Annotated in this window: 16 protein-coding genes and 1 pseudogene; 9 read left to right on the top strand and 8 right to left on the bottom strand. The window is 73.5% G+C overall.

What is annotated here, in order from left to right; all coding sequences use genetic code 11:
- Positions 1-106: 106 nt before the first annotated feature.
- The 5 genes from ACZ7G1_RS25735 to ACZ7G1_RS25715 all read right to left on the bottom strand — a co-directional run bounded on the left by ACZ7G1_RS25735 (position 107) and on the right by ACZ7G1_RS25715 (position 7,832).
- Positions 107-1,042 carry an alpha/beta fold hydrolase gene (locus ACZ7G1_RS25735; protein WP_470876133.1) on the bottom strand — a complete coding sequence of 312 codons (936 nt, stop codon included), beginning with the start codon at positions 1,040-1,042 and terminating at the stop codon, positions 107-109.
- On the bottom strand, positions 1,039-1,536 hold the full coding sequence (locus ACZ7G1_RS25730) for a phage holin family protein (RefSeq protein ID WP_470876132.1): 498 nt from the start codon (positions 1,534-1,536) through the stop codon (positions 1,039-1,041). The genes ACZ7G1_RS25735 and ACZ7G1_RS25730 overlap by 4 nt, the downstream gene beginning before the upstream one ends.
- A gap of 36 nt (positions 1,537-1,572) precedes the next feature.
- Entirely contained in the window at positions 1,573-2,961 is a 1,389-nt protein-coding gene (nhaA, locus tag ACZ7G1_RS25725; protein ID WP_470876130.1) for a Na+/H+ antiporter NhaA, read from the bottom strand.
- Positions 2,962-3,172: 211 nt separating this feature from the next.
- Entirely contained in the window at positions 3,173-5,128 is a 1,956-nt protein-coding gene (gene acs / locus ACZ7G1_RS25720; RefSeq protein ID WP_470876129.1) for an acetate--CoA ligase, read from the bottom strand.
- 349 nt (positions 5,129-5,477) lie between these two features.
- Complete coding sequence (locus ACZ7G1_RS25715; protein WP_470876127.1) at positions 5,478-7,832, bottom strand: SulP family inorganic anion transporter; 2,355 nt, start codon at positions 7,830-7,832, stop codon at positions 5,478-5,480.
- A gap of 261 nt (positions 7,833-8,093) precedes the next feature.
- On the opposite strand from ACZ7G1_RS25715, the gene ACZ7G1_RS25710 reads away from it, so the two are divergent.
- A complete protein-coding gene (locus tag ACZ7G1_RS25710) occupies positions 8,094-9,398 on the top strand; it encodes a polysaccharide deacetylase family protein (RefSeq protein ID WP_470876125.1) in 1,305 nt (434 codons plus the stop codon).
- 31 nt (positions 9,399-9,429) lie between these two features.
- On the opposite strand, the gene ACZ7G1_RS25705 is transcribed toward ACZ7G1_RS25710, so the two are convergent.
- Entirely contained in the window at positions 9,430-10,413 is a 984-nt protein-coding gene (locus ACZ7G1_RS25705) for an ATP-binding protein (RefSeq protein ID WP_470876123.1), read from the bottom strand.
- A 102-nt stretch (positions 10,414-10,515) separates the two neighbouring features.
- Here ACZ7G1_RS25705 and ACZ7G1_RS25700 point away from each other — a divergent pair, with 102 nt between their 5' ends.
- Positions 10,516-11,334, top strand: coding sequence for a Fic family protein (locus ACZ7G1_RS25700; protein ID WP_470876122.1), 819 nt, complete (start codon positions 10,516-10,518; stop codon positions 11,332-11,334).
- Positions 11,335-11,660: 326 nt separating this feature from the next.
- On the opposite strand, the gene ACZ7G1_RS25695 is transcribed toward ACZ7G1_RS25700, so the two are convergent.
- Positions 11,661-12,527, bottom strand: coding sequence for an HAD family hydrolase (locus tag ACZ7G1_RS25695; RefSeq protein WP_470876120.1), 867 nt, complete (start codon positions 12,525-12,527; stop codon positions 11,661-11,663).
- Between the two features lie 449 nt (positions 12,528-12,976).
- Here ACZ7G1_RS25695 and ssd point away from each other — a divergent pair, with 449 nt between their 5' ends.
- The 7 genes and pseudogenes from ssd to ACZ7G1_RS25660 all read left to right on the top strand — a co-directional run.
- Positions 12,977-14,098: a septum site-determining protein Ssd gene (ssd, locus tag ACZ7G1_RS25690; protein WP_470876118.1), complete on the top strand. Its 1,122-nt coding sequence runs from the start codon at positions 12,977-12,979 to the stop codon at positions 14,096-14,098.
- Positions 14,095-15,273, top strand: a complete 1,179-nt coding sequence (locus ACZ7G1_RS25685) for a TadA family conjugal transfer-associated ATPase (RefSeq protein WP_470876116.1) — start codon at positions 14,095-14,097, stop codon at positions 15,271-15,273. Before ssd ends, ACZ7G1_RS25685 begins: the two co-directional genes overlap by 4 nt.
- Entirely contained in the window at positions 15,273-16,238 is a 966-nt protein-coding gene (locus ACZ7G1_RS25680; RefSeq protein ID WP_470876114.1) for a type II secretion system F family protein, read from the top strand. Before ACZ7G1_RS25685 ends, ACZ7G1_RS25680 begins: the two co-directional genes overlap by 1 nt.
- The gene (locus tag ACZ7G1_RS25675) at positions 16,235-16,999 is read left to right on the top strand and encodes a type II secretion system F family protein (protein WP_470876112.1); all 765 of its coding nucleotides are present in this window, start codon (positions 16,235-16,237) and stop codon (positions 16,997-16,999) included. The genes ACZ7G1_RS25680 and ACZ7G1_RS25675 overlap by 4 nt, the downstream gene beginning before the upstream one ends.
- A gap of 136 nt (positions 17,000-17,135) precedes the next feature.
- Positions 17,136-17,363, top strand: a complete 228-nt coding sequence (locus ACZ7G1_RS25670) for a DUF4244 domain-containing protein (protein WP_470876110.1) — start codon at positions 17,136-17,138, stop codon at positions 17,361-17,363.
- Positions 17,350-17,715, top strand: a complete 366-nt coding sequence (locus ACZ7G1_RS25665) for a TadE family type IV pilus minor pilin (protein WP_470876108.1) — start codon at positions 17,350-17,352, stop codon at positions 17,713-17,715. The genes ACZ7G1_RS25670 and ACZ7G1_RS25665 overlap by 14 nt, the downstream gene beginning before the upstream one ends.
- A pseudogene (locus ACZ7G1_RS25660) lies at positions 17,712-18,005 on the top strand (Rv3654c family TadE-like protein); the annotation flags it as partial. The gene ACZ7G1_RS25665 and the pseudogene ACZ7G1_RS25660, both read left to right, overlap by 4 nt.
- A 40-nt stretch (positions 18,006-18,045) precedes the next feature.
- Here the strand turns inward: ACZ7G1_RS25660 and ACZ7G1_RS25655 are convergent.
- Positions 18,046-20,793: a DEAD/DEAH box helicase gene (locus ACZ7G1_RS25655; RefSeq protein ID WP_470876106.1), complete on the bottom strand. Its 2,748-nt coding sequence runs from the start codon at positions 20,791-20,793 to the stop codon at positions 18,046-18,048.
- Between the last annotated feature and the right edge of the window lie 72 nt (positions 20,794-20,865).

The following is a 20,865-nucleotide window of genomic DNA, read 5'->3' as shown; positions in this document are numbered from 1 at the left end:
CGGGGCCCAAGGTCGGTAACCGCCCGGGGGCCCGCCAATTGGAGTATGCGCCGGGCACATGGCCGTTCGAGGGACATCTGTACCCCTCACCGGGGGTGAGGGACCGTCAGCGGTCGGGCTCGGGGTCCTTCAGCCAGTTGACGAGCTCCGTGGAGAAGGCCACCGGGTCCTCCTCGTGCGGGAAGTGCCCGAGGCCGTCGAAGAGCCGCCAGCGGTACGGCGCCTCCACGTACTCACCCGAACCGGCGGCGCTGCGGGTCCGCATCACCGGGTCCATCGAGCCGTGCAGATGCAGCGTGGGAACCCGTACCGGCCGCTTCATCCGCCGGTTGAACTGGATGCCGTCCGGGCGGGCCAGCGACCGCACCATCCAGCGGTACGGCTCGATCGAGCAGTGCGCCGTCGACGGGACGCACATCGCCCGCCGGTACACCTCGATCGCCTCGTCGTCGACCGGCTTCGGCCCCGACCAGTCCCGGATCAGCTCACCCACCAGCGCCGCGTCGTCCGCGACGAGCTGACGCTCCGGCAGCCACGGCCGCTGGAAGCCCCAGACGTGCGAGCCGGCCCGCGACTGGGCGAAGTCCGACAGCATCGCCGAGCGCCACCGGCGCGGATGCGGCATCGAGGAGACCACCAGCCGGCGCACCAGCTTGGGCCGCATCACGGCCGCCGTCCAGGCGAGGTAGCCGCCCAGGTCGTGCCCGACGAGCGCCGCGTCGGGCTCGCCCAGCGAGCGGATCACCCCGGTGACGTCGAGGGCCAGATTGGCGGGGTCGTAACCCCGGGGGGTGCGGTCGCTGCCGCCGACCCCGCGCAGGTCCATCGCGACGGCCCGGAAGCCCGCCTCGGCGAGGACGGGCAGCTGGTGGCGCCAGGTCCACCAGAACTGCGGGAAGCCGTGCAGGAGCAGCACCAGCGGACCGTCGCCCATCTCGGCGATGTGGAACCGGGCGCCGTTGGCCGCCACATCGCGATGGGTCCACGGTCCGTCGAGCCGTACGGGCCCGGCGTTGCCGTTGCTGCTCTCGGGGAGGGTCATACCGACGAGCGTGCCACAGAGGAGGCCTTGTCCCGTGCCTTCTCCAGACCCTTGCCCTGCTCCACGCGCGGGTGCGGCTTGACCGTGGAGAGCACGGCGGCCGTCTGCTTGGCCGAGGCGATGGACTTCTCCGGCGGCTTGACCTTGCGGAACTTGGCGTACGCGACCAGGCCGAGGAGCACCGCGAGCAGGACGTTCGCCGCGAAGGACAGCAGGAAGCACCAGGCCAGGTTCCAGCCGCCCTCGCCGTTGTGCCCGCCGGTCCAGCTGTTGATGCCGTACGCGAGCGCGAAGCTCAGCATCGGCAGCGAGAACAGCAGCACCACGGCGGCCGTGATGCCCGCCGCGCTGCCGATCGCGCCGCGCTTGACGTCCTGTCGGATCTCGGCCTTGGCCAGGGCGATCTCGTCATGCACCAGCGCGGACATCTCGGCTGTCGCCGAGGCGACCAGCTGGCCGAGGCTGCGCTCGGTTCCGTCGAACGGGTCGCTCATCGCTGCTCCCTCTTCTCTTCTGCGGTCCGACTCAGATCATGCCGGACGGTCGGCCCCGTCGCGCGATGCCCCCGCCACTTGGGCGCGCTCGCGGTGTTCGGCGGCCTTCTTCTCGTAGATCTCGGCCATCCGGAGGTGGTAGTCCGGGTTGTCCTGCTCGTAGATGTCGGGGATGCCGTCCTGGTCGTCGTCGCGCTCCTCGTCGGCGATGAGCGCCTGGTACCTGCGGACCCGGAGCTTCAGCAGGACGGAGGCGAGGACGGCCGCGATGAGGGAGCCGATGAGGACGGCGGCCTTCACCTCGCCGGTGAGGGCGGCGTCGCCGGTGAAGGCGAGTTCGCCGATGAGCAGCGAGACGGTGAAGCCGATCCCGGCGAGGGAGGCGACGGCGAAGACGTCCGGCCAGCTCAGGTCGGGGTTGAGCTCGGCCTTGGTGAAGCGGGCGGCGAGCCAGGTGCCGCCGAAGATGCCGATGGCCTTGCCGACGACGAGGCCGAGCACGACGCCGAGGGTGACCGGCTGGGTGAAGACGTCGCGGATCGCGCCGCCGGAGACGCTGACGCCGGCCGAGAAGAGCGCGAAGAGGGGCACGGCGAGGCCTGCCGAGAGCGGGCGCACGAGGTGCTCGATGTGCTCGCCGGGGGAGTGCTCCTCACCCTCCCGGGTGGTGCAGCGGAGCATCAGGCCCATCGCGACGCCGGCGATGGTGGCGTGGACGCCGCTGTTGTACATGAGGCCCCAGATGACCAGGGCCAGCGGCACGTACACGTACCAGCCCCGCACGTTCTTGCGGAGGAGCAGCCAGAAGACGGCGAGGCCCGCGACGGCGCCGCCGAGGGCGGCGAAGTTCAGGTCGCTGGTGAAGAAGATCGCGATGATCAGGATCGCGAAGAGGTCGTCGACCACCGCGAGGGTGAGCAGGAAGGCGCGGAGCGCGGAGGGCAGCGAGGTGCCGATGACGGCGAGGACGGCGAGCGCGAACGCGATGTCGGTGGCGGTGGGTACGGCCCAGCCGTCCATCGAGCCGTTCCCGATCGCGTTGACCAGGGCGTAGACGAGGGCGGGCGCGGCCATGCCGCAGATCGCGGCGATCACGGGGAGCGCGGCGGCCTTGGGGTCGCGGAGTTCGCCCGCCACGAGTTCGCGCTTGAGCTCGATGCCGGCGACGAAGAAGAAGACCGCGAGCAGGCCGTCGGCGGCCCAGTGCTGGATGGACAGGTCGAGGCCGAGGGCGGCGGGGCCTATGTGGAAGCCGCTGACGGACGCGTAGCTCGCGCCCAGGGTGTTCGCCCAGACGAGGGCGGCGACGGCGGCGAGGAGGAGCAGGACGCCACCGACGGTCTCGGCGCGCAGGGCGTCGGCGATGTAGCGGCGCTCGGGAAGCGAGAGACGGCCGAGGAACTTGCGGTCGGACACTTCGGACACTGAGGGGACCTCCGTCGGGTGGGCAGGGCGAAGCACATGCCGACCAGACTTCCCGGCGCACCTAGGTCTTTCTGACGCGTTCCTGACGCGGTCCTTACCTTACCTAACGAGGCCCGGGGCGTGTCCGGCGAGATTTACTTTATGGAGGTATGCGCGTTTCGTCCCGCCGACTCGGTCGGCGGGACGAAACGGTTCGTGGTGCCGTGCGAGGTCAGTCCTCGCTGGAGGCGGCCGGCAGCTGGGTCTGGATGAGCGACATGACCGAGGAGTCGGTCAGCGTGGTGACGTCGCCGAGCTCCCGGTTCTCCGCCACGTCGCGCAGCAGACGGCGCATGATCTTGCCCGAGCGGGTCTTCGGCAGCTCGGCCACCGGCAGGATCCGCTTCGGCTTGGCGATCGGGCCGAGCGTGGCGCCCACGTGGTTGCGCAGCTCGGCGACGAGGCCTTCGTCCTCGCTCGCCGTGCCGCGCAGGATGACGAAGGCGACGATGGCCTGGCCGGTCGTCTCGTCGGCGGCGCCGACGACGGCCGCCTCGGCGACCGCCGGGTGCGAGACGAGGGCCGACTCGACCTCGGTCGTCGAGATGTTGTGGCCCGAGACGAGCATGACGTCGTCGACGCGGCCGAGCAGCCAGATGTCGCCGTCCTCGTCCTTCTTCGCGCCGTCACCGGCGAAGTACTTGCCCTCGAAGCGGGACCAGTACGTGTCGATGTACCGCTGGTCGTCGCCCCAGATGGTGCGGAGCATCGACGGCCACGGCTCGGTGAGGACCAGGTAACCGCCGCCGCCGTCCGGCACCTCGCGGGCCTCGTCGTCGACGACGGTCGCGGAGATGCCCGGCAGGGCCCGCTGGGCCGAGCCCGGCTTGGTCTCGGTGACGCCCGGCAGCGGCGACAGCATCATCGCGCCGGTCTCGGTCTGCCACCAGGTGTCCACGATCGGGCACGTGTCGGCGCCGATGTGCTTGCGGTACCAGATCCACGCCTCGGGGTTGATCGGCTCGCCGACCGAGCCCAGCACGCGCAGGCTGGTGAGGTCGAACTTCGCGGGGATGTCGTCGCCCCACTTCATGAACGTGCGGATCAGCGTCGGCGCCGTGTAGAGGATCGTCACGCCGTACTTCTGCACGATCTCGAAGACCCGGCCCTGGTGCGGGGTGTCCGGGGTGCCCTCGTACATGACCTGCGTCGCGCCGTTGGCCAGCGGGCCGTAGACGATGTACGAGTGGCCGGTGACCCAGCCGATGTCGGCGGTGCACCAGTAGACGTCGGTCTCCGGCTTGAGGTCGAAGACGGCGTGGTGCGTGTACGCGGCCTGGGTGAGGTAGCCGCCGGAGGTGTGCAGGATGCCCTTGGGCTTACCCGTGGTGCCGGAGGTGTAGAGGATGAAGAGCGGGTGCTCCGCGTCGAAGGCCTCCGGGGTGTGCTCGGCGGACTGGCGGGCGACGATGTCGTCCCACCACACGTCGCGGCCCTCGGTGAAGGCGGTCTCCTGGCCCGTACGGCGGACCACGAGGACGTGCTCGACCTGCGGGCACTTGGCGACGGCCTCGTCGATGGCAGGCTTCAGCGCGCTCGGCTTGCCCCGGCGGTAGCCGCCGTCGGCGGTGACGACCACCTTGGCGTCGGCGTCCTGGATGCGGGAGGCCACGGCGTCGGCCGAGAAGCCGCCGAAGACCACCGAGTGGGCGGCGCCGATCCGGGCGCAGGCCAGCATCGTGACGGCCGCCTCGGGGATCATCGGGAGGTAGACCGCGACCCGGTCGCCCGCGCGGACGCCCAGCTCGGTCAGGGCGTTGGCCGCCTTGGAGACCTCGTCCTTGAGCTCGGCGTAGGTGATGGCGCGGCTGTCGCCGGGCTCGCCCTCGAAGTGGATGGCGACCCGGTCGCCGAGGCCGGCCTCGACGTGCCGGTCGACGCAGTTGTACGCCACGTTCAGCTTGCCGTCGGCGAACCACTTGGCGAAGGGCGGGTTGGACCAGTCGAGGGTCTCGGTCGGCTCGGTGGACCAGGTCAGGCGCTTGGCCTGCTCGGCCCAGAAGCCCAGCCTGTCCGCCTTGGCCTGCTCGTACGCCTCCGCCGTCACGTTGGCGTGCGCGGCCAGCTCGGCGGGCGGCGCGAAGCGGCGCTCTTCCCGGAGCAGATTGGCCAGGCTTTCGTTGCTCACGACATCTCCCTTTCCCAGGGCGTCCTCTGTACTTATGTGTCCCGTGTCATAGCTCACCAGTCAGATGCCCGGGTGACAAGAGCATCCAGGTAATTGGTTTAGACCTGTGAGCTGCCAGACGTACGGCGGCCCCTCCCCCCGGCCTCGGTACCGAGCCGGTACCGAGGCCGGGAAGAAGGGGCCACACAGTCTCACGGACGGCCGCGGCCGATGGTTCAGGACGCGCGGAGACCGGGCGGGGCCGGCCGGTTCAGGACGCCGGGACCGGGAGGTGGCGGCCGCTTCAGGGCGCCGGGGCCTGGGAGCGGTGGCCGCGTCAGGGCGCCGGGGCCTGGGAGCGGCGGCCGGTTCAGGACGCCTTGGCCGTTTCGAGGTGGCCGGTCGGCATCACTTGGGTGAAGACGTCGTCGTAGCTGTGCACTTCGTCCGTGCCGGAGAGCAGATACGCCTGCGCCTCGCCCACGTGGAAGTACACGCCGTGCAGGGTGAGCGTCCCCTCGGCCAGCCGGCGCGCCACCGGCTCGTACGCCCGCAGGTGCTCCAGCTGCTGGACCACATTGGTCAGGCAGAGCTGCTCGACCGCGTCGGCCGGAAGGCGCCCGGAGATCCGCGCCCAGGCGTGTCTGCGGCTCGCCATCCGCTCCAGGCTGGGCCGGCCGTGGCGCAGCCAGCGGCGGAGCGGTGTCGGCGGATCGTCGGGACCGGCGCTCAGCAGGGCCTGCATCGCGCCGCAGCCGGAGTGGCCGCAGACGGTGATCGAGTCGACCCGGAGCACGTCCACCGCGTACTCGATGGCCGCCGCCACCGAGTCGTCCCCGCTCTCCTCGCCGGGCAGCGGGACCAGATTGCCGACGTTGCGCACGGTGAAGAGGTCGCCGGGGCCGCTCGACGTGATCATGCTGGTGACGAGGCGGGAGTCGGCGCAGGTCAGGAAGAGCTGCGAGGGGCGCTGACCCTCCCGGGCGAGCCGTGCGAGCTCGTCGCGGACGAGCGGCGCGGTGTTCCGCTGGAACTTGCCGATGCCGCTGGCCAGTTGCAGCCCCGTCGCCCGCTCGGGAGCGTCGCTCTCGATCCGCTCGGCCGGCGGCTCCCCGCACTGGTGGTTGTGCCAGGGGGTCCAGGGACGGCAGCAGGGATGCGAGGCGGAGGCGGCGACGGGGGCGGGGTCGGCGATCCGGACGCCGGAGGGGCCGGTCGTCTCGACGGTGCCGCCATGGGCCAGGTGCCCGGCAGTCCAGTCGCTCAGCGCCTCGTAGGCCGCGTGGTCCATGAAGGACCCGTCCAGCTCGACCACCACGTCGGAGCCGTACGGCAGTTGGTGCAGGGCCCGGCTCAGCCGGGGCACGGCGAGGAAGGTCAGCTGCCCCCGCACCCGCAGCAGCTGGCGCCCGTCCCGCTCCTCCTGGGTGATGCGGGTGCGCGCGAGCCGGTGCAGGGCCACCGCGATGGCCACCGCGATGCCGAGGGCGACGCCCTCCAGGATGCCGACGAGGACGACTCCCGTCAGCGTCACCGCGTAGACCACGACCTCGCGGTGCCGGGTGACCGTACGGATGTGGGTGATGCTGACCATCTGGATGCCGACCACCATGACGAGGGCGGCGAGCGCGGGCAGCGGGATCAGGTCGAGCACGGGCACCAGCAGCAGGGCCGCGAGCACGATCCACAGGCCGTGCAGCATGGTCGAGGCCCGGCTCACCGCGCCCGCCGACACATTGGCGACGCTGCGGACCGCGACCCCGGCCACCGGAAGGCCGCCGAGGGCGCCCGACAGCATGTTCGCCGCGCCCTGGCCCGCGAGTTCGCGGTCGAGGGCCGAGCGCGGGACGCCCTGGGCGCCGCCCGGCCGGCCGGACACGAGCTTGTCGACCGCGACGGCGGAGAGCAGCGACTGCACGCTGGTGACCAGCGTGATCGTGAGCACCCCGGCCGCGATGCCGAGGACCGGGCCCTCGGGCAGCCCCGGCAGGGCGTGGCTGCTCCAGGACGGCAGGTCGACCCGGGGTACGGACAGACCGGCGAAGGAGGCCACCGCCGTCGCCCCGGCCACCGCGACGAGCGCGGCCGGGACCTTCCGCGCCACCCGCCCGGCCCGGCCCGGCAGCCGGGGCCAGCAGAGCAGTACGGCCACGGTGAGGGCGCTGATGCCGAGCGCGGCCGGGTACGCGTGCGCCAACTGGCCCGGCAGCTCACGGGCGTTGTCCACGCTGGAGCTCTGTGGCGTGCCGCCGAGCACGATGTGGAGCTGCGCGAGGGCGATGGTGACGCCGATGCCGGCCAGCATGCCGTGCACGATGGCGGGGGAGACGGCGAGCGCGGAGCGGGCCACCCGCAGGGCGGAGAGGCCGAGTTGGGCGAGGCCCGCCAGCACGGTGATGGCGCAGGTGGTGCGCCAGCCGTACAGCCGGATGAGCTCGGCGGTCACGACGGTGAGACCGGCGGCGGGGCCGCTCACCTGGAGCGGGGAGCCGCCGAACCGGCCGGCCACGATGCCGCCGACGGCGGCCGCGACGAGGCCGGCCTGGAGCGGGGCTCCGGTGGCGAGTGCGATGCCCAGGGAGAGGGGCAGCGCGATCAGGAAGACGGCGACCGAGGCGGACAGGTCGGCGCCGGCGATGCGGAAGCGGCGCGGTCCGTCCGGCGGGCTGTGGGGCCGCTGGACTCGGGGCCGGGTGGTCGTGCGGGCGGGGGTGCAGAGGGTCATGTTCCCGTCTCCTCCGGGGCAGCGCGGTCGCGGCTCGTGCGGGGTGATGCGGCGGGGACACCGATGAGTTCACTCTCGGTAAATGAAGAGTAATGGAGAGTAAAGACTGCGGCATTATTTTCAGGGCAAATAGGGCAATGATTCACCGGTTCCGGTGACAGAACGTGCGCATGCCGCTTGTCGTTGACGCTCTCCGGTCCCGCCGGTGCGACCTTGACGCCGCTTGTACGGAAATCCGAGGAACCGAGGAGAGGTGCGGGGATGACAGCCGCCGGGAGAACGACCACTGTCCAGAAGAGGGCGCTCGCCGTCGGCGCCCTCGCCCTGGCCCTCGCCACCGGCCTCGCCGGCTGCTCGGGCTCCGGCGCCGGCCCCACCAAGGGCGCCCCCGGCGGCGCGGGCGCCAAGAAGGGCCCGGCGGCGGCCCCGCAGGCCGCGCCCCGGCTGATCGGCGACGGCTCCACGGCCTTCACCGGCGCCCAGCCCCACCAGCCGGTCTGGCAGCGGCTCAAGCCGGGCGAGACCCCGCCGCAGTTCGTCGTCTTCTCCTGGGACGGCGCCGGCGAGGACAGCCAGAAGCTCTTCTCCCACTTCCGCAAGGTCGGCAAGAAGTACGACGCCAAGATGACGTACTTCCTCAGCGGCGTGTACCTGCTGCCCGAGGAGAAGCGCCACCTCTACGACCCGCCGCAGCACAGCGCGGGCCGCTCCGACATCGGCTTCAACGACACCGAGGGCATCCGCGCCACCGTCCGCGAACTGCGCGGCGCCTGGCAGGAGGGCAACGAGGTCGGCACCCACTTCAACGGCCACTTCTGCGGCGCCGACGGCGGCGTCGGAACCTGGTCCGTCGAGGAGTGGAAGAGCGAGATCCAGCAGGCCAAGTCCTTCGTCAAGAACTGGAAGACCAACGCCGGACTGCGCTCCGAACAGCCGCTGCCCTTCGACTACGACAAGGAGCTCGTCGGCGCCCGCACCCCCTGCCTCGAAGGCCGGAAGAACTTCGTCCAGGCGGCGGCCCAGCTCGGCTTCCGCTACGACACCAGCGGCGTCAACGACCAGATCTGGCCCAAGAAGGACACCGGCCTCTGGGACCTTTCGATGCAGCTCGTCCCGGTCCCCGGCCGCGCCTTCCAGACGCTCTCCATGGACTACAACTTCCTGGTCAACCAGTCGCCCGGCACCACCCAGGGCGACCCCTCCCAGCAGCGGTACTGGGGCGACCAGATGCGCGACGGCCTGGTGCAGGCCTTCGAGCGCTCCTACCGGGGCAACCGGGCGCCGCTGATCATCGGCAACCACTTCGAGTCCTGGAACGGCGGCACCTACATGCGCGCCATCGAGGAGACCATCGCCACCGTCTGCGTGCAGAAGGACGTCAAGTGCGTCTCCTTCCGCCAGCTCGCCGACTGGCTCGACGCCCAGGACCCCGAGGTCATCGCCAAGATGCGCACCCTCAAGGTCGGTGAAGCCCCGCCCGCCGGCTGGCAGTCCTTCCTCGCGCCCCGGCCGGCCACCCCCGCCGCCGCCCCGGCCCCCGCGCTCAACCGCTCCGAACGAGGCTGATCCGGGGCCCGGGAGGGGCGCCAGGAGGCCGTCAGCGGTGTGCGGCGGTCAGCGGTTCGCCGAGTACGAAGCCGGGGTCGACCTGCGAAGCGAGGTCGGCCCCGGTCTTGGCGTTGCCCCAGCTCTCCGCGTTGCGCAGGTGGAAATGGACCATCTGGCGGGTGTAGCGGTCCCAGTCGCGGTGGGCGTACGAGTCGTCGGCCGCGTCCTGGAGGGCCTGGAGCGACATGCGGTTCTCGGCCTCCAGGAGCTCGAAGCGGGGCGGACGGCCCTTCTCCATCGCGCGGACCCAGTCCGAGTGGCCGACGGTCACGAGCAGGTCCTCGCCGACCTCGTCGCGCAGGAAGTCGAGGTCGTCGCGGCCCTGCACCTTGTTGCCGACGACCTTGAGCGCGACGCCGAAGTCCCGGGCGTACTCCTTGTACTGGCGGTAGACCGAGACGCCCTTGCGGGTCGGCTCGGCGACCAGGAACGTCATGTCGAAGCGGGTGAAGAGGCCGGAGGCGAAGGAGTCCGAGCCCGCGGTCATGTCGACGACCACGTACTCGTCGGGCCCGTCGACCAGGTGGTTGAGGCACAGCTCCACCGCCCCGACCTTCGAGTGGTAGCAGGACACCCCGAGGTCCGACTCGGTGAACGGGCCGGTCGCCATCAGCCGGATGTCCCCGTCGTCCAGCGGGACCGTCCGCGCGCACGCCTCGTACACCGGGTTGTCCTCGCGGACCCGCAGCAGCCGCGAACCCTCCCCGGGCGGCGTCGTCTTGATCATGGTGTCGGCCGAGACGATCCGGGGGTTCGAGCCCCGCAGGTACTCCTTGATGAGCGGCAGATGCGCGCCCATCGCGGGCAGCGCGGCGGCCTCCTCCTCGGGCAGCCCGAGCGCGGCGCCGAGGTGCTGGTTGATGTCGGCGTCGACGGCGACGACCGGGGCTTCGTTGGCGGCGAGGTGGCGGATGAAGAGCGAGGACAGCGTGGTCTTGCCGCTGCCGCCCTTCCCGACGAAAGCGATCTTCATGTTCACCTAGCGTAGTGGCACGATCGCGCCTCGTGGTCAAGGGGCGTGAAGAAGACCACTCCTTCGTGGGGCGGGCGCCCAGGACGCGTAGCCTCCCTACTTATGAGTACGCACGCCTCTGACCCCTTGGCCGCCCTCGGCTCCCTCCCGGGCGTCGCCGACGCGGTGGACTCCGTACGCAAGGCCGTCGACCGGGTCTACGGCCACCGTGTGATGCGCCGCCGCAGCAACGAGATCTCCTCCGAGGCGGCCCTGCGCGGAGCGCGCGGCTCGGCCGCCCTCGCCGGTGCCGACTGGGCGCTGGAAGAGGTCCGCCGGCGCTCCGACTTCAGCGCCGACCCCGAGGCCCGCACGGTCGGCGCCGCCCTGCGCCTGGGCGCCGAGGCCGGACAGCTGCTCTCCATCTGGCGCCAGTCGCCGCTGCGCGTGCTCGCCAGGCTCCACCTGGTCGCCGCGGGCGACCCGGGCGCGTCGGTCGGGCGGCCCCGACTGGACGGCGAGAGCGTCGACGAGCCGCTGATCGAGGCCCCGGCGCCGGCGCCCGCCGAGGTCGCGGGCCGCCTCGACGGCCTCGCGGAACTGATCGTCGCGGGTGGCGAGGCCCCGGCCCTGGTGACCGCCGCCGTGGTGCACGGCGAACTCCTCGCGCTGCGCCCCTTCACCTCGTACAACGGCCTGGTCGCGCGGGCGGCCGAGCGGATCGTGCTGATCGGCAGCGGTCTCGACCCCAAGGCGATCTGCCCGGCCGAGGTCGGCCACGCGGAGCAGGGCCTTGACGCCTACGTCACGGCCTTCGAGGGATACCTGTCCGGGACCCCGCAGGGCGTCGGCGCCTGGATCGCGCACTGCGGCCGCTCCGTCGAGCTGGGCGTCCGCGAGTCGACCGCCGTCTGCGAGGCGCTCCAGCGCGGCGCGGCCTGAGGCCGGAAAAAATCCGGGCCCCCGTGGGGGCCCGGAATGGGTTGCGGCGGCACCAGTTCTGGTACCGCCGCTGGCACGTCCACCCAGTTACCAAGCGTCCTCGATATGTGCCCATCAGGCCGGGAACTTTGCCCTGGGCCTGGTGCGGCTGGCCCGTAATCGACGGGTCGACGTCGCGTGGGTGCCCGGTTTCGGTGCTAGGTCCGTGGGGCCTTCATGCTCAACAGGTGATCCTCTCGGATGTCCTCGGTCTCGCGGGCCTGATTCCTTTCTACTCCTGTCCGGGAGGAAGCGAAAGTGCTGGCTCCACTTCTCTGCCGCATCGCTCAAATTCGGGCAAAGTCCCCCGCCGGCCGAGAGGCGAGCGCGGCCTGCCGTCGCCGGGCGGCGTACCAGACGAGTCCGGCGCCCACCGCCGCCGCTCCCACGGCCGCCGCCGCGACGAGCGTCGGACGGGGCGGCATCCGGAACTCGGGCAGCCGCTGCTTGAGCCGCACCGGCTTCTCGAAGGCGAGGACCGGCCATTCGCGTGCCGTGGCCTCACGGCGCAGCGTCCGGTCGGGGTTCACCGCGTACGGGTGGCCGACGGCCTCCAGCATCGGGATGTCGGTCGCCGAGTCGCTGTACGCGAAGCAGCGCGCGAGGTCGTAGCCCTCCGACTCCGCGAGCTCGCGGACCGCCTCGGCCTTCGTCGGGCCGTAGGCGTAGTACTCGACCTCGCCGGTGAAGCAGCCGTCCTCGCCGACCACCATCCGGGTGGCGACGACCCGGTCGGCGCCGAGCATCTCGCCGATCGGCTCGACGACCTCGGCCCCGGAGGTCGAGACGATGACGACGTCTCGGCCGGCGGCGTGGTGCTCCTCGATGAGGGAGGCGGCCTCGTCGTAGATGATCGGGTCGATCAGATCGTGAAGGGTCTCGGCGACGAGCTCCTTCACCTGGGCGACGTTCCAGCCTTTGCAGAGCGCGGAGAGGTATTCGCGCATCCGCTCCATCTGGTCGTGATCGGCCCCGCCCGCCAGGAAGACGAACTGGATGTACGCCGTCCGCAGGGCGGCGCGGCGGCTGATCAGTCCGCCCCGGTAGAAGGACTTGCTGAAGGTCAGCGTCGAGGACTTCGCAATGACCGTCTTGTCCAGGTCAAAGAAGGCGGCTGTGCGCGGCAAGGAGTGGTTTTCCACAAGCCTGAGCATAGGTGCCCGCCATTCGGCGTACGCTCGGGCGCGTGGGTTTGCCTGAGAAGCCTCTCGGGTACACCATGGAAGTCACGGATCGTTCGCGACCGTGCTAACCCGGTCCGGCTCCTCCCCCCCCGAGTCGGCCGGAGAGACGACCCCCGCTCTCCCCCCCGGCGGGGGTCGTCGCATGTCCGGAGCCGTTTTGGTGCCGTGTGACATCGCGCGATCCCTTCCTTCCGGCCCTCGGCCGTCCACGTGCCCGAGCCCTGTCGAGCGCTCGATTCATCACTCACAGTAACCGGCGGGATGCGTTCCGGGGAGTCCCTGGAAGGGTGGCGAAGTTATTCACAGGGCTTCAGTTATCCCCAGTTTTTAGGTGACTTCCGCACGATTTCCCTGACGGCCCCACGGTGATTCCAGCCGCGAAGTTCGCGGACTGGCGGGAATCACGAGAGGGGCGTGCCGTGGAGGCATCCAGGAGGGGAACGGAATCGCGCCGGACGGAGTCGAGGGCTCCGGACGAGCCGCGCAGGACCGGGCCGCTGATCGTCACCGAGGACCTCGGGCTGCTCGACGATCTGCTCCGGCTGTGCGCCGCGGCCGGGGTCGAGCCCGAGGTGCACCACCGCGTGCCGGAGCGGCGCGCGAGCTGGACGGACCCGCCGCTCGTCCTGGTCGGCGACGACGCGGCGGCCCGCTGCCGGGGGGCCGCCCGCCGGCCGGGCACCCTCCTCGTCGGGCGGGACCGGGACGACCCGGGGGTGTGGCGGCTCGCCGTCGAGATCGGCGCGGAGGGCGTGCTGCGGCTGCCGGACGCCGAGAGCCTCCTCGTCGACCGGATCGCCGACGCCGCCGAGGGCTCCGGCCGGCAGGCGCTGACCGTCGGGGTCGTCGGCGGCCGAGGCGGCGCCGGCGCCTCCACCCTGGCCTGCGGCCTCGCGCTGGCCGCCGCGCGGACCGGGCGGCGCACCCTGCTCGTCGACGGGGACCCCCTGGGCGGGGGACTGGACGTGTTGCTCGGCGGCGAGCGTGAAGAGGGCAGACGCTGGCCCGACTTCGCCGCCTCGAAGGGCCGCCTGGCCGGCGGCGCCCTGGAGGAGTCCCTGCCGTCGGTGCGGGGCGTCCGGGTCCTCAGCTGGGGCCGGGAGGCCGCGGCGCCGGTGCCGCCCGAGGCGGTGCGGTCCGTGCTCGGCGCGGCGCGCCGCCGGGGCGGGGTCGTCGTGGTCGACCTGCCGCGCGCCACCGACGAGGCGGCCGCCGAGGCCCTGTCCCAGCTCGACCTCGGACTCCTCGTCGTGCCGGGCGAGCTGCGGGCCGTCGCGGCGGCCCACCGGGTGGCCACGACCCTCCGCACGGCCGTCCGCGACGTGCGGGCCGTGGTCCGCGGGCCCTACGCGGCGGGGCTCGACGAGCGGTGGGTCGCCGACGCGCTGCGTCTGCCGCTCGCCGGCGAACTCCCTTACGACCCCGGGATCGTGACCGACCAGGACGCGGGCGTGCCGCCGGGCGCCGAGCCCCGCGGGCCGCTCGGCCGCTTCTGCGGCGCGTTCTGGGAGCGCGCGCTCGCCCCGGGCGGTGCGGCATGACCGGGACCGCGACACGGGCCGGCGGTGGCGGCGCGGGCCTCCTCGACGCCGTGCGGCAGCGGCTCGCGGCGAGCGGGGCCGAGCCCACCCCGGCGCGGGTCGCCGCGGCGCTGCGGGCCCAGGGGCGACTGCTCGGCGACACCGAAGTACTCGGCGCGGCCGAGGAATTGAGATGCGAACTGATCGGCACCGGACCACTGGAGCCACTGCTCGCCGACCCGGCCGTCACCGACGTCCTGGTCTCGGCGCCCGACCGGGTCTGGGTGGACCGCGGCGCCGGACTGGAACGGGCCCCGGTGTCCTTCCCGGACGCCACGGCCGTCCGCAGGCTCGCCCAGCGGCTCGCGGCGGTGGCCGGGCGGCGGCTCGACGACGCCCGGCCCTGGGTGGACGCGCGACTGCCGGACGGCACCCGGATGCACGCGGTGCTGCCGCCGGTGGCGGTCGGCTCGACCTGCCTGTCGCTGCGGGTGATCCGCCCCCGCGCGTTCTCCCTCGACGAACTCGCCGCCGCGGGCACGGTGCCGCCCGGCGGCACCGCGATCCTGCGGGCCCTGATCGACGCACGCGTGTCGTACCTCGTCAGCGGCGGCACGGGCACGGGCAAGACCACCCTGCTCGCCTCGCTGCTCGGCCTGGTGGGAGAGCGGGAGCGGATCGTGCTCGCCGAGGACTCGGCGGAACTCCGCCCCGACCACCCGCACGTGGTGCGCCTTGAGGCCCGCCCCGCCAACCAGGAGGGCGCCGGACTCGTCACCCTGCGGGACCTGGTCCGCCAGGCGCTGCGGATGCGGCCGGACCGGCTCGTGGTCGGCGAGGTCCGCGGCGGCGAGGCCGTGGACCTCCTCGCCGCCCTCAACACGGGCCACGACGGAGGCTGCGGAACGCTCCACGCCAACACGGCCGCGGCGGTACCCGCCCGCCTGGAGGCCCTGGGCACGGCCGCCGGCCTCGACCGCGCCGCCCTGCACAGCCAACTGGGCGCCGGACTCTCCGCCGTCCTCCACCTCGTACGGGACCGGGACGGGTGTCGGCGCATCGCCGAGGTCCACGTCCTGGAGCGGGACCGCGACGGACTCGTGCGGACGGTTCCCGCGCTGCGGTGGGCGACGTCCGGGTTCGAGCGCGAGCAGGGCTGGGAGCGGCTGAGGTCGCTGATCGGAGGGGGACGGTGATGACGGGAGACCTGGGCCCCGCGCGGGACGCGGCACAGGCGGCGGCGCTGCTCTGCGCGGTGCTCGCGCTGTGGTGGACCGTCGAGCGGCGCCGCGGCCTCGGCCGGGCGCGGACCCTGCTCCCCGCCGGCGCGCCCGGCGGCTCCGGTGACGGCCGAGACGACGGCCCCGCTGACGGGCCCGCTGACGGACCTGATGACGGTGCCGGCGAGGGGAACGGAGGCGGACTCGGTGACCGGTCGGCCTGGCCGGCGGTGGCCGCGCGCTGGTGGGCCCTGCTGCGGGAGCGCCGCGCGTGGCTGTGTCTGCCGGCGGCGGGAGTGCTCGCGCTGCTGGGCGAGTCGCCGCTGCCGCTGGTCGTCGGAGCCGTGGCCGTACCGGTCGTGGAGCGGCGGCTGAGGGCCGCCGGGCGCCGGAAGGAACGCGAGGCGCGGGCCGATCGGGTGGTGGCCTTGTGCGGCGCGGTCGTCGGTGAGTTGAGAGCGGGCTGGCAGCCGGCGCAGGCGCTGTCGTTCGCGGCCCGGGAGACGGGCGCTCTCGGCCGCGAGGAGGCGGGCGTGCTCGCGGCCGCCCGGTTCGGCGGGGACGTGCCGGAGGCGCTGCGCCAGGCGGCCCGGCAGGACGGCGCCGACGGACTCGCCGGCATGGCGGCCTGCTGGCAGGTGGCCGTGGACGGCGGCGCCGGTCTGGCCGCCGGGCTCGGCCGCCTGGAGGCCGCCCTCCGCGACCACCGCGAACAGCGCGAGCGTCTACGGGCCGAACTGGCCGGTGCCTGGGCGACCGTGGCGGTACTCGCCCTGCTCCCGGCGGCGGGCCTCGCCCTCGGCGCCGCCCTGGGCGCCGACCCGCTGCGGGTCCTGCTGCACACCCCCGCCGGCCTCGGCTGCCTGGCGGTGGGCGGTGCCCTGGAGGCCGCCGGCCTGTGGTGGGCCGCCCGGATCGTACGAGGAGGGGAGCGGCCGTGATCGCCGGATTCCAGATCGCGGCGCTCCTGACCGCGATCGTCTACGCCTCCGCCAAGGCCCTGTGGGCGCTGGTTCGCGGGCGCCGGGGGCGGGTGATGCGACAGCGGCTCCGGGGCCTGTTCCCACGGCCCGCGCCACGGGCTCGCAAGGCCCGGACCGGGCTTCCGCCCTGGTTCTCGTTCGCGCTCGCGCCCCTGGTGGCGACCGGCCTCGGCTGGGCGCTGTTCGGCGCGGTCGGCGGTCTGTGCGCCGGAGTTCTGGTGGCGGCCGGGGTGCGCCAAGGGGCCGCGCGACGCGCCTCCGCGCCCGCCGACTGGGAGGAGGTGGCACGTCACCTCCCGCTGGCCGCCGACCTGTTGGCGGCCTGCGCCGCCTCCGGCGCCGGTCCCGGTGAGGCGGCGGGCGCCGTGGGCCGGTCCCTCGGCGGCCCTCTCGGCGAACGGCTCACCCGTACGGCGGCCGAACTGCGCCTCGGCGGCGAACCGGCCGCCGTGTGGCGGAGGTTCGGGGCGCTGCCCGGCGCCTCCGGTCTTGCCCGCTGCATGGAACGGGCCTCCTCCTCCGGCGCCCCCGCCGCCGAGGCCGTCGCCCGGCACGCGACCGCCCTCCGCGCGGCCCGCGCCCGCACGGCCGCGACCCGGGCCCGCCGGGCCCAGGTCCTGATCAGCGCCCCCGTCGGCCTCTGCTTCCTGCCCGCCTTCCTGGCGGTGGGAGTGGCCCCGGTGGTGATCGGGCTGGCGACGGGACTGCTCGACGGATGAGACGGCTGAGACGGCTGAGACGGATGAAGGGAGGAGCACAGCCCGGCGCGACAAGCACGACAGCACGACAAGGCACGGCATGGCACGGCACGGCACGACAAGGCATGGCACGGCAGGAATGGACGAGGAGGCAGGTATGGCGGTCAAGGTGTGGATGGCGGGAACGGTGGGATCGGTGGGGCGCTGGTGGCGGGACCGGTGGGCGGCGGCGCGGCGCGACGACGGGATGACCACGTCCGAGTACGCGGTGGGGACGATCGCCGCGGCGGCGTTCGCCGCCGTGCTGTACAAGATCGTGACCAGCGACGCGGTCTCGGGAGCGCTGGAATCGGTGATCGGGAAGGCCCTCGATGCGCCGTTCTGACCGGGGGTTCGTGACCGTGGAGGCGGCGATGGTCCTGCCGGTCCTCGCGCTCTTCACCGTGACCCTGCTCTGGGCGCTGGCCGCCGCGGCCGCACAGATCCGCTGCGTGGACGCGGCACGCGCGGGGGCCCGGGCGGCGGCCAGGTCCGAACCCGTGGCCTCCGCCGAGGCGGCCGCCCTGGCCGCCGCCCCCGAGGGGGCCCGGGTGTCCGTGACGCGCTCCGGGGAGCTGTGGCGGGTGACCGTGCGGGCGGCGGCACCCGGACCCCGGGGCATGGGCCTGGCACTGCGGGCGGACGCGGCGGCCCTCGCCGAGGACACGCTCGCCGCGACCGCCGGGAGCCCGCCGTGACGGCCGCCCCCCGGCCGCCGGGCCGGCGGGCCTCAGCGGATCGAGGCGCGGCAACGGTCTGGGTGGCGTTCGCCGCCTGCGTGCTGTGCGTGGTGTTCGGGGCGGTGGTGGCCCTCGGGCAGGCGGTGCTGGCCAGGCACCGGGCCGGCGGGGCCGCCGACCTGGCCGCCCTCGCCGCGGCGGACCGGGCGCTCTGGGGCGAGCCGGATGCCTGCGCCGCCGCGTCCAGGGTTGCGGCCGCGCAGGGCACCGAGCTGACGGCCTGCGCCCTACGGGGCGACGTCGCCGAGGTCACCGCCCGCGTCGGGCACGGCCCGTACCGGCCGGAGATCAGCTCCCGGGCGGGACCGGCGGGTGAGCCGATCCTTCCGCGGGCGCCGGCGGGGGAGCCGAAGCCCCTGCGGGCGCCGTCGGGGGAGCCGAAGCCCCTGCGGGCGCCGTCGGGGGAGCCGAAGCCCCTGCGGGCGCCGTCGGGGGAGCCGAACTCCTTGCGGGGCGCGGTGGGGGAGCCGACCCCTCCGCCGGATCCAGGGCCTCCGCCGAGGCCGAGCCCCCCGCCGGACCCGGACCCTCCGCCGGCCCCGGCCCCGGACCCGGACCCGGCTCCGAGTCTCCCGCCGGAGCCACGGGCTCGGGGGCTTCTCGGAGGAGTTCGGTGAGGAGGCGGATGGCGCCTCGTTTGTGGAGGGGGTCGTTGCCGTTGCCGCACTTGGGGGACTGGATGCAGGAGGGGCAGCCGGCCTCGCACTCGCAGGAGGCGATGGCCTCGCGGGTGGCGGTCAGCCAGGCGCGGGCGGTGTGGAAGGCGCGCTCGGCGAAGCCCGCTCCGCCCGGGTGGCCGTCGTAGACGAAGACGGTGGGCAGCAGGGTGTCGGGGTGGAGCGGGACGGAGACGCCGCCGATGTCCCAGCGGTCGCAGGTCGCGAAGAGCGGCAGCATGCCGATGGAGGCGTGTTCGGCGGCGTGCAGGGCGCCGCCGAGGATCTCCGGGTTGATCCGGGCGGCGTCGAGTTGGTCCTCGGTGACGGTCCACCACACGGCCCGGGTGCGCAGGGTGCGGGGCGGCAGGTCGAGCTTGGTCTCGCCGAGGACCTCGCCGGTGATCAGACGGCGGCGGAGGAAGGAGACCACCTGGTTGGTGACCTCGACGGAGCCGTAGCAGAGGCGGCCGGCTCCCCAGGGGATCTCGGTGTCGGTTTCGAGGACGGTGATGGAGGTGGTGTCGCGGGCGGTGGTGGAGTACGGGGGGACGGCCTCTTCGACGAGGGCCACGGAGTCCTTGAGGTCGAGCTCCCGCACCAGATAGGTGCGGCCCTGGTGGAGGTGGACGGCGCCCTCGTGGACGGCGGTGTGGGAGGCGGCCTCGTCGACCGTGCCGAGCAGCCGGCCGGTGCCCGACTCGACGATCCGGACGGGGCTGCCTCCGCCGCCCCGGATGTCGGTGAGGTCGGCGGCCCGCTCGCGGCGGGTCCAGTACCAGCCGGTGGCGCGGCGGCGCAGCAGCCCGGCGCCTTCCAGCTGGGGCAGGAGGTCGGGGACGGCCGGGCCGAAGAGCGTCAGGTCCGGTTCGGTCAGCGGGAGTTCCGCGGCGGCGGCGCAGAGATGGGGGGCGAGGACGTAGGGGTTGTCGGGGTCCAGGACGGTCGACTCGACCGGCTGGTCGAAGATCGCCTCCGGGTGGTGGACCAGGAACGTGTCCAGCGGGTCGTCGCGGGCGACCATGACGGCGAGGGCGCCCTCGCCGGAGCGGCCCGCGCGGCCGGCCTGCTGCCACAGGGAGGCCCGGGTGCCGGGGTAGCCGGCGATCACGACCGCGTCCAGGCCGGACACGTCCACGCCCAGTTCCAGGGCGGTCGTGGCGGCCAGGCCGAGGAGCTCGCCCGAGTGCAGGGCCTGTTCGAGGGCGCGCCGCTCCTCGGGGAGGTAGCCGCCGCGGTAGGCGGCGACGCGGCGGGCGAGGGAGCGGTCGGTCTCGGCCAGCCGTTCCTGGGCGATCACCGAGATCAGTTCGGCGCCGCGCCGGGAGCGTACGAAGGCGACCGAGCGGACGCCCTGACGGGTCAGGTCGGTGAGCAGGTCGGCGGTCTCGGCGGTGGCGGTGCGCCGCACCGGCGCGCCGCGCTCGCCGTGCAGCTCGGTCAGCGGCGGCTCCCACAGGGCGAAGACCAGCTCGCCGCGCGGGGAGGCGTCGTCGGAGATCTCGGTGACCGGCAGTCCGGTGAGGCGGCCGGCGGCGAGGGCCGGCTCGGCGGAGGTGGCGGAGGCGAGGAGGAAGACCGGCTCGGAGCCGTACCGGGCGCAGATCCGGCGCAGGCGGCGCAGCACCTGGGCGACGTGGGAGCCGAAGACGCCCCGGTAGGTGTGGCACTCGTCGATCACGACGTACCGCAGGGTGCGGAGGAAGGAGGACCACCTGGGGTGGGAGGGGAGTATGCCCCGGTGCAGCATGTCGGGGTTGGTCAGCACGTAGTTCGCGTACTGGCGGACCCACTCGCGCTCCTCGACCGGCGTGTCGCCGTCGTAGACGGCGGGGCGGATCCGGTTGCCGAGCGGGGCGGCCAGTTCGCGTACGGCGCGTCGCTGGTCGGCGGCGAGGGCCTTGGTGGGCGAGAGGTAGAGGGCGGTGGCGCCGCGCCCGTTGGCGGCCTCGGAGCCGTCCAGGAGGGTGGTGAGGACGGGGGCGAGGTAGGCGAGCGACTTGCCCGAGGCGGTTCCTGTGGCGATCACCACGGATTCGCCGTCCAGGGCGTGCTCGGCGGCCTCCGCCTGATGCGCCCAGGGGTGCTCGATCCCGGCGGCCTGGATCGCCGCGATCACCTCCGGTCGGATCCGGTGCGGCCAGACGGCATGACGGCCCTCCCGGGCGGGCATGTGCTCCGTATGGGTGATGCGCGAAGACCGGCTCTCGCCCGCGGCGAGCCGGTCGAGGACCACGCCGGGGGAGGGGCGACTGCCCGTGTCCCCGGGCGGTCGACTGGGGCGCTGATTCTTGGCCATCGGCATCGAGTGTGTCACTGCCATGACGGACAATGCTTCCAAGGCGTCGTGCATGGCTGCTGGTAAGTGATTGAATGCCATCGCGGCTGGCGATCAGTTCCCTGGCTCCGCCCGGGAGGCCCGAGGGGGCGATCGCCCGATAGCAAGGTGCTG

This window comes from Streptomyces sp. NPDC037273, assembly GCF_055603625.1.
Note: the sequence above shows the minus strand (reverse complement) of the source record. Positions and strands in the feature narration are given on the sequence as shown.